We start from the raw sequence: 13337 nt of genomic DNA on the forward strand, positions 1-13337 counted from the left end.
TCCGTCAGCCCGCTTCGCCAGCTGCAGCGGGGCCGTCGTCGTCGAACACGGTGTTTCGGCCCCGTGTGTTCTTCTTCTGCGTCGGCTGGTGGGGCGGGATGTCGGGTTGTTCGCCGGACCCGGCGTCAAGGTCGGGCATGTCGTCGGGGGTTACGGTGAACTGGTTGAGTAGCTCCTTGGTCAGGCGCTCGCTCTTGTCCTCCATAGCGCGGCGGCAGCCGTGCTGGATGAGCTTCTCCAGGATGCCGACCACGCCCTTGGTCCGGTGGAACAGGTACTCGGGCATGTCGCCCTCGGTGAGCATGCCGGAGGTGTCGCTCAGCAGGCGCAACTCGCCCTCCAGGCGCCTGAGATGGACCATCCAGGCCTCCATTTGCCCCGGTGTCTTGTACCTGAACGGGTCGAGGTCGACGACCTGGAAGCGGCGTTCGTGCTGGCTGGCGGCGTGAGCGTTGGGACTGCGGCCGGCGTCCTGGACAGGCTCGTAGATCCACTCCTGGGTCTTGGGGTCGCGGCGGCCTTCGCGCAGCAGGCCTGAGGTGGGGATGCCGACGCCGACGAGGATGAGGGTGACGGGCATGCTCATCATCTCGCGGATTAGGTCGAGGACGTCCTGGTCGGCTTCGCGGTGCAGCTTGAGGCGGGTGATGTCGTCGATCACCAGGGCCTTCGTGGCGTGCTCCACGACCGCAGTCTTGACGGTGCGCACGAGGTCTTCCAGGCGCATCCCTTTGTAGTCCTCGCCGTAGAAGTCGAGGATGCGCTGGCAGGTGGAGATGGGGGTGGCCTTCACCGGGCAGCGTACGTAGGCGACGGGGGCGACCAGGTCGCGGGTGCCGGGCATGGCGTCGGGGTTCGCGTAGTTGTTCAGGGCCAGCCATTCCTCCTGGAAGATGGCCAGGGCCTCGCAGATGGTCTCGGTCTTGCCCTGGGCGCCGTCGCCGTTGACCATGATGCCGCCGCGGGTTCCGGCCTTGTGGCTGAAGGCGCCGTCCTCGACGCGGGCGAGCACCGCGTGGGCGACACGTTCGCTCATCGGCGTGGCCTGGATCGGCAAAGAACTGTGCGTCGCGAGTCGATGCAGGTCGTGGATGCGCTTCTGGCGCTTCGTGAGGCTGTCGTACTCCTTGGCGGTGAGGATCGGCGCCGGGACGAAGGCGTCGCGGGTCTCGCACCATCGGTTCCAGCCTTCGAAGGTAGTGCGGTCCACCGCCGGGCCGGGGAGAAACGACAGCGGGTTCTGCTTCGAAGTCACTGGCTGGCCTCTTCCTCGGCCTCGCCGGCCGTGACGGTGGAGTCGTCATCCTCAAAGTCATCGTCCAGCAGCGCCATCAAACTGGACGAGCGTAGCCGTTCGGACAGGTCGGGGGACGTGGGCAGTTGGTCGCGGACCGCGGCCTCGCGGCGGCGCCGGCGTTCGCTGGTCACCGCGTCGTGAACGTCCTGAGCGCGGTCCTTCGGGCGCAGGGGCACGACCTTGCCGTCGGCGGAACCTGCCCGCGCAGCGGGAACGGGGGTGGGTTGCAGCGGCTTCTTCTCGGTCGCGTCTGCGGGGCGGTCGGCGGTCGCCGCGGCCCGCTGGGCGACTTCGCGCGCGTGCTCGGTGCGCTTCCTCTTGGAGAGCTGGGTCGGCCATTTCTCGACCGGGATGTTGCCGCCGATCAACTCCAGGAGAACCGGCAGGAGTTCGGTGTCCGACTTCGGGGCAAGGCCCGTCTTGCGTAGTTCCCGCATGGCTTCACGGACGCGGGCGTCGCTGAACGCGGGCACCTCGCCTTCTTCCGGCAATCCGGTCCAGCGCAACGTGTGCCACTCATGCGTATTGGGGTCCCGGAAGAACGCGAAGCACGGGTCACGTGGGTCGCGGTGGACGACGTATTTGTTCTTGTATTTCCCGCCGCGGCGGGAGAGCTTCCCGCGATAGGGATCCAGGGCGGGGCCGTCGTACCAGAGGTTCTTGACCTTCACCCCTCGCTTGCCGTGGATCACGAGCTTGTGCTGCGGCAGAAGCTGGTAGTACAGCTCGGCGGGCGGAATCCGCAGCGCGAAGCCGCCCTGGGACATGGCCGTCGCGAACAGGGTGTTCGGGCTGTGGTCACCGCGGGGGTCCCAGCTCGGGGCGTAGGAACCGAAGCGCCGATTCTGCCAGGTCTCGACAATCCAGGTGGCGATGATGTGTTCCATCTCCGTCACGGTCAGGCAGGCGTCGGCCTCCGGGTCCACGCCCCGGTCGGCGACGTCCGTGCCCTGGTAGCCCAGCAGGAGGGCGAACAGCAGCGACCTGATGGCGCCGAACGTCCGTTCCACGGAGTGCTTGTCGGTCGGACGCAGAACGCGGCTGGGTTTGATGTTCGCCTTGATGATCCGCTGCACCTCGACGAGGTGGTGGTTGCGGTAGACAGAGCCGTGGTCGGTGGTCACCGTCTCGGGAGCGAAGAATGGCAGTCCGGCGACCTCGTACCCGGCGAACTCCGCCACCACCGTGTTGGGGACGCCGGGGTAGGCCCACTCCACCTTCTTGCCCCACTCCGGGCGCATCGGCAGCGGCATCATCATGTCCCGCAGCACCATGGCCACGTCGATCGACTTGTCGGAGACAAGGCTGAGGCGGAACGCCACGATCGAGCGTGTGTAGACGTCGAGCGCCAGCGTCAGATGCACAGACACGGGATCGCCGAACACGTTGTCTAGCACCTTAACCGGCAGCACCGTGCTGTCCAAGGCGACGACTTGGCCGGGGCGGTGCACCACGATATGCCAGCCGGTCGCGTACTGCTGCGCCTTCGCCGCTGAGCGTATGTAGCGCTGTCGACCCCCGTTGGAGCCGAACCACTCCTTCCAGATAGCCCGCAGAGTGTCGTAGTTGGGGATCTTCACACGCGGTGTGTCAGCGGGGTCAGCGTTGGTGGCCTCACCCTCGGCTGATCTGGCCTCGGGCGATTCGAACACCTCCCGGATGTACTGGTGAATGAGGCGTTCTTTGTCCCGCATGGTCATTTTCGAGCGGCGATCCGAGCACTCCGCGTACACCGCGAACAGGGCCTCCCGCAGTTCGGGGGAGATCATGTGCCCGGTCGCCTCCCGCAGCCAGCGGTCGTCTGCGACGCCGATCGGACCGTACTTCGCCCGTGCGGTGTCCCACCGGATCAGCGTGCGCAAGCTCACCTTATGCAGACCATTTGCCTTCGCCTGCGCGGGGGCCTCGGCTGCGGCTTTCAGCAGCTCCTTCGCCTTCGCGCTGCGGCGCTGGGTCAGCGTCGTGGTGTCCGGGTCGTACGGCGGCCGCGGTTCATGCGGCAGCGCGTTGAGCGGGTCGCCGCTGCGATACCCCGTCTCGGCTTCGAGTAGGTGCTCCATACGGAGCATGACGATCTCGCGTTGGTGGTCTTGCAGATCGTACAACGCCTTGGGTTGCCGGCCGCGGTCTGCGGCCGGCAGGTCCGTACGCGTCCGGGTGGAGGGACGGCAGTCCGGGCGATGCATCAGCTCGCTCAGCGAGGTCTTCCACGTCTCGCCGTCCTCGTCGACGAGCGTGACCCGGCCGAGATGAGGCAGGCAGGACTGGATTCGCCACGCGGTGCCACCGATGATCAGCTCGGCGCCCGGCTCCAGGTTCCACGTGGGATCTGCTGCGGTGCTCATCGTGGCAAATCCCGGCGATGCTGCTCGGGAGCCAGGCGGATGAGGCTCGCGTCCCCGAACGGCCCCGAGAGATTGACGCCGAGGTGGCGATGCCAGAGCAGATGGATCGCGTGAGCCCGGGCGATCGCCGGGATGCGGCAGCGCCCCGTCAACTCGCCAAATGCCAAAGGACCTTGCGCGGCGATCCAGCGTAACTGACCCTGAATTCCCAGCACATCAGGCGTCGGACGCCGCTCCGCAGAGAGCGCGTCCACGTTCGTCCACACGTGGCGGCGCCACCCTGCCACGACGCCGTACTGCCAGCCCGCCGACAGCGCGGTCTCCGCCGTGGCGGCGAACTTGAGCGCGTCCTCCGGCTTGATTCGATCGCCCGGACGTACGTCGATCAACAAGAGCCCGGAGCCCGTCACCAGCAGAAAGTCCGGGGTGTGCCGAATCGCCTTGCCATCGGAGAAGAACCGAAGACGGAAGGGCTGGCACAGGGCCTCGACCAGGCCGGCAGCGAAGTCGGCGACCAACAGTAGCCGCTCCTCCTCGTGGCTCTCGAAACCGTGGTGGCGGTCGGTGGCCATTAGGTATTCGAGCCCGGGGCGGTGGAACTGATCCATGCGCCAGGTGAATCGGCGCACCGGAACGCTACGCCGAAGGTCCGCCCTGTCCAGGTCGCGGACCGGACTGGTGATCGACGTCTGACCGAACTTCCACGTCGTGCTCCAGCGCAAGGGCCACGCCTCGTCGAGGTCCAAGGCCTGCACGTAGTCCGTGAACGCTGTGTCCAGTACGGCGAGGTCTTCCAGGCCGCACGCGTCCGACCACGCACCCCCAGGAGGCGGCGCCAACTCTGCGCGCCAAGTCAGCCCCAAGGCAGCCGAATCCATCAGAGACCCCCACGCCGTGATCGGTACGCCAAAGCGCCTTGACCGTACGGCGCCCAGCCCACCGCCAGTCGCTCGCACATTCTTGAATCACGCGTACGGGTGAACATGCGGGCATTGTGTCGCAGTGGACGAGACCGGACTGGTTCGTTATCGCGTGCAGGATCAGATCAAGTGGACGGCGCACTCGAAAGCGATGACGGACGAGAGGTGGAACATGACGGGGGGCACCGGACGGGGGTCGCTTCCGCGCAGCTTGTCCCCGCTGACGGGAGAGTCCCTGCCCGGATACATCCTTCGGCTGGCACATCGCCTGGGACGGTCACCCACAAGAATCGGCCAATTGACGGGGCTCGCAGTTGACGAGAAAGCCTTCAGGGTCAACCAACTCGTGGCGCTACGACCTCGCACCTTGACGGAATTCGCGGCTGCCACCCGCCTCACTGCCGATGAAGTCGTAACACTCGGACTGCGCCCTCTCGCCTCTGCGTACACGCCACTGGCCCGAGCCGGACCGCAGAGCGACGGTCGTGTCGTGCTACACAGCCCATGGGCCTTCACCGCTGCGAGCCGGTTTTGCCCGACGTGCCTCATCGGTGACCATAGCCCCATCCAACATGCCCACGGCGGTGCATGGCAGCGACATTGGCATCTTCCAGTTGTCTTTGCCTGCACCCGGCATCAGCGCCTGCTTAACAATGTATGCCCCGACTGTCATCGCCCCATCAACGACGCATTCTATAAACGAACGAGTCTGGTGCTCTATCCCACCAGCGCAGTGCAACACCCGGCGCGGTGTCGCAATATCAGCATCGACGATCCAGCCCGCGGGTCATCCGCCATGTGTGGCGCAGACCTTTCCAGCGACCACACTCCAACCCCCGCCCTACCACTGGAAGAGGCAGCAACCTACTTTGCGCTCCAGCTGAGGATCGAGCAGCATCTGACCCCCCTGCATGCCAATCCCACCTATTTCCGAGAGATAGTTCTGGTCGCTCAGCTCATCAAGCTGTCCTGGCCGGCGTCGATGGAATTCGCGCCGCTGTCATCATTTATGGGTGACCTGCTCGATGTGCACGTAGAAGGCATCCGAAGGGAGTTGACGCAGGCGGAACCTGAAAGTTCGCTGAACCGACGGGTGACCGGCCCGCCCGCCCAATCCCTTCATTGCGCGGCTCTTCTGCTGCATGCGGACCGGTTGCTATCAATCGATGAGCCAGGTGACTTGTATGATGCGATGCATGCGCTGGCAGAGCATGCTTTTCGGCGCGACCGTACGCGGTTCCGGAGCCTGATCAAGAACGCCTCACTGTCGCAGCGTCTCGCTCGGGCGATGGCACCACAAAGCCGCGGCTTCTACACGGGGAGGCGTACTCGTGGACTCCAAGTCCCCTCACGAGACAGCAAATTTACCGCACGTCACGTGCCACAATTGGTTCCGCTGGATTGGTATGTCCGTCACTTGCAAGAGTTTTGCGAACAGCTCACCGTTCGGACCCGTGACAATGTAGATCATGTTCGCCGGGCGGCCTCATTGAAGTTGGTCGAGATGGCAGTTGGTGGCACTCGAGCCAGCTGCGCGGAGCTCTTGGGTATGCCTATCACCGACGCGAAATCTAGTATCCGCACGCTTCGTCAACGCAGTCCCGAATCTGCATGGGTTCAGTTCCTGGAGGGGGTGGAGGCCATCGCATTTGACCTCGAACGGGCACCTGTCCGTACAGATTTCGGGCGCCGGCGGGACAAACTGTCTACCTGGGAGATTCCCGGGCAGGACTGGGAGATCCTAGTCCGCGATCTACGAAGCGAATACGGGGCGTCTCGCCACCGTCAGGTAGGGTCGATAATCGTGTGGACCATCGTTACCGAAGGGGACCACCTCTTCAGTCCGCATCTTCGAGCCAATGGAACAGGTGAACGGCTTCCGGATGCGATCTGGTTGGTTGCCAAGTTCACTATTTACCGGGCCGCTCGAAGGGGAGGCATGCCTATCCTTCGAGCGAGACTTGCGCGGTACGCGAAGCAGATTGCCATCCATTGTGATCGGGGCCTCCCTCTGTCGCAGGTGAATGCGGAGACATGTCTCCGCATGTAAGACTTCTGCCAGCACAGGTCCAGCATAAGGATCGGCCTGCCCCTCTACCCACATACCTGAGCAATCGTTGCTGAATCTGCGACGCCTTACAGGGGGATGTTTCCGTCGAGGATGAATCGTCGCACTTGTTGCACGAGCAGTACGTCGACGCCTTGGACCCTGCTTGTCAGGGGGATCGGAGGGCTTCTGGGAGGAAGCGATCGATCTCTGCGCTCGTGAAGGTCATGTCCTCGTCGATTTGAAGGGCGCGCTGCGCGGCTCGGTATGCGCGGCTCGATGTATCTGGTGCGAGTCGGTAGATGTGGTTCAGCTTTTCCAGCAACTCGTCCCTGCGGTGTGGGATGTCCACGGTCTGTGGGTTGGTCTGGATGTCGGTGAGCAGGTGTAGATACAACTCCCGGACGTACCAGAGTTCCTTGGCCGCGGTGCGGTGCTGCTCCGCGACTGCCTCGGGAGTGAAACTGAGTTGGAAGATGGTGAACGCGAGCGCCAAGGCCGAGGCGCCGCTGCTGATGTAGAGAAGCATCCGCTCATCGGTGATGATCGACGTCAGTAGTGTCCCCGACGTCAGAGTCACGAGGGCGATGTTGACCCACTTCGACCGGTCGGCCTTCGCTGATTCCAACTCCCTGGCCTTCTCATGGGTTTTGTGAGCGTAGACGACGCGGCCGAAGGCCTCGCGTATTGCTTGGACGTTCGCAGCATGCTGCGCACCCGGGCTAGAATTCATACTGTCCGCCGAAGATCTTCCGCCACTCGAGCGCGGCATCGGTGCGTCTGTCCTCAGCCTCGTATTGGCACGCTATGACCGCTCGGCTGTGGGCGCTGTTGGCCTTGCTCAGCCAGGCGTCACCGTACTGCTTCTTTTCGTCGGTGCCAGGGATTTCCCGGCTGTGGTTCACCTTCTTGATGAGTTCGGCGAAGAAGTCCCGGACCATCCAGTCGTAGTAGGCCGTGGAGCGCGGGGCGTGCTCCCAGGTCCGCAGGAACTCCACGCAGCGCAGTTCCAGGACCAGCGACTTGATGGGCACCGAGCACTCGGACTGCCAGATCTTCATCATGCGGATGAGGTTTCTCGTGTTGCCGAACGTGCGGACGTCGGAATCGGCAACGAACGAGATCTCTGCGTTGTGGTCGACGCGCCGCCAACTCCCACCGTCGTGTGTGTTAGGCACGATCATCCCCCTCCGGTGGCGTGCCAACCTGCAAGAACCTCCACCGTGTGGCCGGTCGAAAACTCAACGACCACGACTTGTCCGTCTCCGCCGATCTCAGTTCGCGGATAGCGCTCACGGAGTAGGGACCGGACCTCCTGCAAGAGTGCTGACTGCCCGTTGTGCAGGTACTCGGAGAAGCGGCGGTACGCGGAGACGGGCATGAAGTAGAGCACATCGACGTCCCGCGGCGGGCAAACTGCCGTGTCCTTTCCGTAGGACCCGATGACCATGCGGCAGGCGTCCGTGTACGGCGTGTTGCTGTAATGCCCATGCAGCTTGCGGGCGATTGCGTTGACACTCGTGAAGGCAGCTGCGCGGTGATCATCCGTCACCTTGATGTTCTTTAGGAATGTGTCGAACCTGCTCGCCGTGCTCAAAGGGGCTCCCCTTGCTCGAGTTGACGAGTCGAGCGTAGGGGGTGTCACTGACAATCGACGGGCTAAAGCGCGACGAGTGGTAGCCGCCGACGTCTGCCGGCTTGTCCGATGCGCCGCGTAGCGGGCTTGCCGGGTAGGGGTTGCGGCGACCATCGCCTGAACGGACCTGGCGGCTTCCTGACGCGCATCATGCGGCAACACGGCAACTGGTAGTCGGCAGCGGTGCCTCCCATCTGCGGTGTACCAATGTGCCAACTATCTTTCTGATTCCGTTCCAGGGAGGGCTGAAGCTAGTTGGCATCACCGCAGGTCAGGAGCATTGCCGAGTGTCAACCATCGGACTTGGTCACACCTGACGACGACGGGAGGTGCCCATGCCGCAAGCCGACCCCGGGCTCTTCGGGCCCGACTCGGTCACCTGGCAGCTGCACGGCGACCCCATGATGTGGATCGCCGGGGTGCGCGCCCTGTGGCTGCAGGCGCTGCACCCGCGCGCGGTCCGCGGCGTGACGCAGAACTCCGACTTCCGCAAGGACGCGTGGGGCCGGCTGCTGCGCACCGCGAACTTCGTGGGCACCACCACGTACGGCACCACCGAGGCCGCCGAGCGCGCGGGCGCCGCCGTCCGCGGCATCCACCGCCGGCTGTCCGCCACCGACCCGGACACCGGCGAGCGCTATCCCGTGGACGACCCCGGGCTGCTGCTGTGGGTGCACTGCGCGGAGGTCGACTCCTACCTGCACGTCGTCCGCCGCTCCGGCATCCGCCTCAGCGGCGCCCAGGCCGACGCCTACCTCGCCGAGCACCGGCAGTCCGCCCGCCTGGTCGGCCTCGCCCCGGAGGCCGTGCCGGACACGGCCGGGCGGATGGCCGCCTACTTCGAGAAGGTGCGCCCCGAGCTCGCGCTCACCCCGGAGGCCCGCGGCGTCGACGCCTTCCTGCGGCGGCCGCCCGTGCCGTTCCCGGCGGTCCCCGCACGCGCCGTGGTCTGGGGGCGGGTGGCCTCCCTCGCGTACGCCGCGCTGCCTCCCTGGGCCCACGAGCTGTACGGCCGGCCGGCCCCGCCCCCGGCCGTCGTCACCCGCCGGCTGCGCGCCGCGGGCGCCGCGCTGCGCCTGATCCCCGCGGGCGTCCGCTGGCAGCTGCCGCCCAAGCACATCCTCCGCGCCGTCGCCAGACTCGGCCCCGGTACCCGCCCTTCCGTCTACAACCTGCACAGACGGGCCGCCATACTGGACGGGCCGGGGGAAGCGCGGGGCATCGACGGGGGCGGCGGCGCGGGATGGCGGACACCAGGCTGATCCAAGGGCGGTACCGCCTGCTCGAACGCATCGGGCGGGGCGGCATGGGCGAGGTGTGGCGGGCGCTCGACGAGTCGCTCGGCCGGCAGGTCGCCGTCAAGTGCCTCAAGCCCATGGGGCCGCGGCACGAGCCGTCCTACCTGCGGGTGCTGCGCGAGCGCTTCCGCCGCGAGGCGCGCGTCGCGGCCGCCCTGCAGCACCGCGGCATCACCGTCATCCATGACTTCGGCGAGTCCGACGGCGTGCTCTACCTGGTCATGGAGCTCCTCGGCGGCCGCAACCTCAGCGAGCTCCTGGAGGACGCCTGCGGGCACCCGCTGCCGGTGCCCGACATCCTGGAGATCGCCGAGCAGATCGCCGCCGCCCTCGCCTACACCCACGGCCAGGGCGTCGTCCACCGGGACCTCAAGCCCGCCAACATCATGCGGCTGGCCGACGGCAGCGTGAAGATCTGCGACTTCGGCATCGCCCGGCTCGGTGACTCCATCGGCTACTCCTCGGTCTCCTCCCGGCTCACGGGCACCGGCATCGCCATGGGCACCCCCCATTACATGTCGCCCGAGCAGATCGGCGGCGGCCCCGTCGACCACCGCAGCGACCTGTACTCGCTGGGCTGCGTGCTGTACGAGATCGCGACGGGCGCCCCGCCGTTCGACATGGACGACGCCTGGGCCGTGCTCGTCGGACACCGGGACACCGCGCCCGAACCGCCGCGCACCCACCGGCCGGAGCTGCCGGAGGCCTTCGAGCGCATCGTCCTCGACCTGCTCGCCAAGGACCCCGACGACCGTCCTCCCGACGCCGCCGACCTCCACGCCCGCCTGCTCGGGCTGGAGCCCGCCGGCCGGCCCGTCCGGCCCGCCCGCCTCGCCACCGCGTACCGGACGCTGCCCGGGCCCCGCGCCCTTCCCGTGCGGGCGTCCGCACGGCTGCCCGAGCCCGCGCGGCTTCCCGGCTGGGCCAGGAACATGACGACGGGCTCCAAGGCGACCGGCCCCGGCCCGCGGACGGCACCGCCGCCCGACCCGGCGGCGGCGCTCACAGGCACCTGGACGACAGGTGCCTGGACGACGGGTACCCGGACTGCGGGCCCGCCGGAGCAGGCGGGAGCCCCGCAGCGGACCGGGCACCTCCCCGCCCTGCCCGCGGTCCCGGACGGCCTCCTTCCGGCGCCCGCGGTGCTCGCCGGCCTCACCGCACGCCATCAGGAGGGGCTGCGGCTGGGCCGGCTGGGCCGCTGGGAGGAGGCCGGCCGGGCGCACGCAGCCGTCGCCGCCGACCGCGAGCGCGTGCTGGGCCCCGACCACCCCGACACCCTGACCAGCCGTTACGAGGCCGCCTTCGCCCTCAGCATGCTCGGCCGCCCCGGAGAGGCGCTGCGCGAGTACGCCCGCGCCGCGGCCGGGCGCGAGCGTGCCCTCGGGCCGGACCACCCCGCCACGCTCGCCGCGCGGCAGGAGACGGCGTACGTCCTCGGGCAGCTCGGCCGGCACTTCGAGGCGCACGACGCGTACGCCGCCGTGCTCGCCGCGCGCGAGCGGACCATGGGCCCCGACCACCCCGACACCCTGCGCTGCCGGCACAACCTGGCCTTCAACCTCGGCCGCCTGGGCCGGCTGGAGGAGTCGTACCGCATGGCGTGCGAGGTCGCGGTCACCCGCTCCCGGGTCCTGGGCCCGGCCCACCCGGACACCCTCGTCAGCCGCTACGAGGTCGGCTACGCCCTCGGGCAGCTGAACCGCTGGACCGAGGCGCTGCAGACCTACCGCGAAGTGGCCGTCGCGCGGCAGCGCGTGCTCGGCGCGGGCCACCCCGACACCCTCGCCGCCCGCTACGAGACCGGCATCTGCCTCGGCCGCCTCCAGCGCAGCGCGGAGGCCCTGCGGCTGTTCCGCGAACTCGTGGACGAGCGCACCCGCGCCCAGGGGCCCGAGGACCCGGACACCCTGCGCGCCCGGCACTGCCTGGGCGTCAACCTCGGCCGCCTGGGGCGCTGGGAGGAGGCCCTGGCCGAGGCGCGCGACGTCTGCGCGGTGCGCGAGCGGGTGCTGGGCGCCGATCACCCCGAGACGCTCGTCAGCCGCCGCGAGGTCGCGGTCGGGCTCGGCTGGCTCGGCCGCTGGACCGAGGCCCTCGTCGTCTACCGCGAGGTCGCGCAGGCCCGGCAGCGGGTGCTGGGCGCCGACCATCCGGACGCCCTCACCAGCCGCAACGACGAAGCGCACTGCCTCGAACAGCTCGGCCGCTCCACCGAGGCCGTGGAGCTCTACCGGCAGGTCGCGGCGGTCCGCCGGGTCCGGGCCGTACGGGGCCGGTCCGGGCCGCCGTAGCGCGCGGGGGACGGTGCCGGCGGACGGGCCCGGCAGAGCACGTATCTGACGGCGTGTCAAGAAAATGCCTTCCCTCGCCACGCCGCCTGCGGCATCCTGCCGCCCATGCAGACCGAGCTGAGCCGGCGGCTGGGCATCGAGCACGCCGTCTTCGGGTTCACCCCCTTCCCCGCGGTCGCCGCGGCGATCTCCCGCGCCGGAGGGCTCGGCGTCCTCGGCGCCGTCCGCTACACCGACCCCGCGGCCCTCGCCCGGGACCTCGACTGGATGGACGCCCGCACCGGCGGCAGACCGTACGGACTCGACGTCGTCATGCCCGCCCGGAAGGTGGAGGGCGTCACCGAGGCGGACGCCGAGGCGATGATCCCCGAGGGGCACCGCCGCTTCGTCCGGGAGACCCTCGCCCGGCACGGCGTCCCCGAACTCGCCGCCGGGGACCGGCAGGGCTGGCGCATCACCGGCTGGATGGAGGAGGTCGCCCGCGCCCAGCTCGACGCCGCCTTCGACCACCCGCTCGCCCTCCTCGCCGGCGCCCTCGGCCCGCCGCCCGCCGACGTCGTCGAGCGCGCCCACGCCCACGGCGCCCTCGTCGCCGCGCTCGCCGGCAGCGCCCGGCACGCCGCCCGCCACGCCGGCGCGGGCATCGACATCGTGGTCGCCCAGGGCTACGAGGCCGGCGGCCACACCGGCGAGATCGCCACCATGGTCCTCACCCCCGAGATCGTCCGCACCGTCGCCCCGCTGCCCGTCCTGGCGGCCGGCGGCATCGGCTCCGGCGAGCAGGCCGCCGCCGCGCTCGCCCTCGGCGCCCAGGGCGTCTGGCTCGGCTCCCTCTGGCTCACCACCGAGGAGGCCGACCTGGGCTCGCCGGCCCTGACCGCCAAACTCCTCGCGGCGGGCTCCGGCGACACCGTGCGCTCCCGCGCCCTCACCGGCAAGCCCGCACGCCAGCTGCGCACGGCCTGGACCGACGCCTGGGACGACCCCTCCGGCCCCGGCACCCTCCCCATGCCCCTGCAGGGCCTCCTCGTGGCCGAGGCCCTGACCCGCATCCAGAAGTACGAGGCCGGACCGCTGCTGGGCACGCCCGTCGGCCAGATCGTCGGCAGCATGAACAGCCGCCGCGGGGTCCAGGCCGTCTTCGACGACCTGACGAGGAACTTCGAACGAGCCGTCGCCCGCCTGAACCGCATCGCTACGGGAACGGGGGAGGGGGCGGGCGCTCCTGCGCGGCAGGCAGGGCCGTCCTCGGACACGCCGGATGCCCCGGGCTTGCCCGCGGCCGGTGACGACGCGGCTGCCCCGGCGCCCCCTGCCGGGGACGGTTCCGGTCCGGCCGGTACGGGCCGCTGAGTGCCGGGCCTGCCTGTGCTCCGTCGCCGCACGGCCTGCCCGGTGTCCGGCGCCACCCGCGTCGCGGCGCCCGGCTGACCGCCCCGGCCGCGCCCTCCGCCGACGCCGCGCCACGCCGCACGGCGCGCCCGCGCCGTCCGCCCGCCA

The 13337-nt window shown here is 68.7% G+C and carries 9 protein-coding genes and 1 pseudogene; 4 read left to right on the top strand and 6 right to left on the bottom strand.

Annotated features, from left to right (window positions below; genetic code table 11):
• Positions 1–4 precede the first annotated feature (4 nt).
• Genes ACFZCD_RS00885 through ACFZCD_RS00895 form a run of 3 tightly spaced genes read right to left on the bottom strand, consistent with a single transcriptional unit; the run spans position 5 to position 4397 of the window.
• Positions 5–1255 (bottom strand): AAA family ATPase, encoded by a 1251-nt coding sequence (locus ACFZCD_RS00885; protein ID WP_391826456.1) that lies wholly within the window; start codon positions 1253–1255, stop codon positions 5–7.
• Positions 1252–3642: a transposase gene (locus tag ACFZCD_RS00890; protein ID WP_391826458.1), complete on the bottom strand. Its 2391-nt coding sequence runs from the start codon at positions 3640–3642 to the stop codon at positions 1252–1254. The genes ACFZCD_RS00885 and ACFZCD_RS00890 overlap by 4 nt, the downstream gene beginning before the upstream one ends.
• Complete coding sequence (locus ACFZCD_RS00895; RefSeq protein ID WP_391827906.1) at positions 3639–4397, bottom strand: TnsA-like heteromeric transposase endonuclease subunit; 759 nt, start codon at positions 4395–4397, stop codon at positions 3639–3641. Before ACFZCD_RS00895 ends, ACFZCD_RS00890 begins: the two co-directional genes overlap by 4 nt.
• Positions 4398–4644: 247 nt before the next feature.
• Here ACFZCD_RS00895 and ACFZCD_RS00900 point away from each other — a divergent pair, with 247 nt between their 5' ends.
• Positions 4645–6612, top strand: a complete 1968-nt coding sequence (locus ACFZCD_RS00900; protein WP_391826460.1) for a TniQ family protein — start codon at positions 4645–4647, stop codon at positions 6610–6612.
• 166 nt (positions 6613–6778) lie between these two features.
• Here the strand turns inward: ACFZCD_RS00900 and ACFZCD_RS00905 are convergent, their stop codons facing one another.
• The 3 genes from ACFZCD_RS00905 to ACFZCD_RS00915 are packed head-to-tail and all read right to left on the bottom strand — an operon-like array spanning position 6779 to position 8206.
• On the bottom strand, positions 6779–7381 hold the full coding sequence (locus ACFZCD_RS00905; protein ID WP_391826462.1) for an SLATT domain-containing protein: 603 nt from the start codon (positions 7379–7381) through the stop codon (positions 6779–6781).
• The gene (locus tag ACFZCD_RS00910; protein ID WP_391826464.1) at positions 7332–7787 is read right to left on the bottom strand and encodes a hypothetical protein; all 456 of its coding nucleotides are present in this window, start codon (positions 7785–7787) and stop codon (positions 7332–7334) included. The genes ACFZCD_RS00905 and ACFZCD_RS00910 overlap by 50 nt, the downstream gene beginning before the upstream one ends.
• Before the next feature lie 2 nt (positions 7788–7789).
• Positions 7790–8206: a hypothetical protein gene (locus tag ACFZCD_RS00915; RefSeq protein ID WP_391826466.1), complete on the bottom strand. Its 417-nt coding sequence runs from the start codon at positions 8204–8206 to the stop codon at positions 7790–7792.
• 374 nt (positions 8207–8580) lie between these two features.
• On the opposite strand from ACFZCD_RS00915, the gene ACFZCD_RS00920 reads away from it, so the two are divergent.
• The 3 genes and pseudogenes from ACFZCD_RS00920 to ACFZCD_RS00930 all read left to right on the top strand — a co-directional run.
• Positions 8581–9507, top strand: a complete 927-nt coding sequence (locus tag ACFZCD_RS00920) for an oxygenase MpaB family protein (RefSeq protein ID WP_391826468.1) — start codon at positions 8581–8583, stop codon at positions 9505–9507.
• Positions 9489–11837, top strand: coding sequence for a tetratricopeptide repeat protein (locus ACFZCD_RS00925; protein ID WP_391826470.1), 2349 nt, complete (start codon positions 9489–9491; stop codon positions 11835–11837). The genes ACFZCD_RS00920 and ACFZCD_RS00925 overlap by 19 nt, the downstream gene beginning before the upstream one ends.
• A 105-nt stretch (positions 11838–11942) precedes the next feature.
• A pseudogene (locus ACFZCD_RS00930) lies at positions 11943–13034 on the top strand (NAD(P)H-dependent flavin oxidoreductase); the annotation flags it as partial.
• Between the last annotated feature and the right edge of the window lie 303 nt (positions 13035–13337).

The sequence above is a fragment of the Streptomyces sp. NPDC008001 genome, assembly GCF_042958085.1.
Lineage (GTDB): Bacteria > Actinomycetota > Actinomycetes > Streptomycetales > Streptomycetaceae > Streptomyces.

What these genes read in the sequence shown, in the direction of transcription:
- ACFZCD_RS00890 (WP_391826458.1), bottom strand. Translation starts at nt 3,642, where the DNA reads ATGAGCACCGCAGCAGATCCCACGTGGAACCTGGAGCCGGGCGCCGAG.
- ACFZCD_RS00905 (WP_391826462.1), bottom strand. Translation starts at nt 7,381, where the DNA reads ATGCCGCGCTCGAGTGGCGGAAGATCTTCGGCGGACAGTATGAATTCT.
- ACFZCD_RS00920 (WP_391826468.1), top strand. Translation starts at nt 8,581, where the DNA reads ATGCCGCAAGCCGACCCCGGGCTCTTCGGGCCCGACTCGGTCACCTGG.
- ACFZCD_RS00925 (WP_391826470.1), top strand. Translation starts at nt 9,489, where the DNA reads ATGGCGGACACCAGGCTGATCCAAGGGCGGTACCGCCTGCTCGAACGC.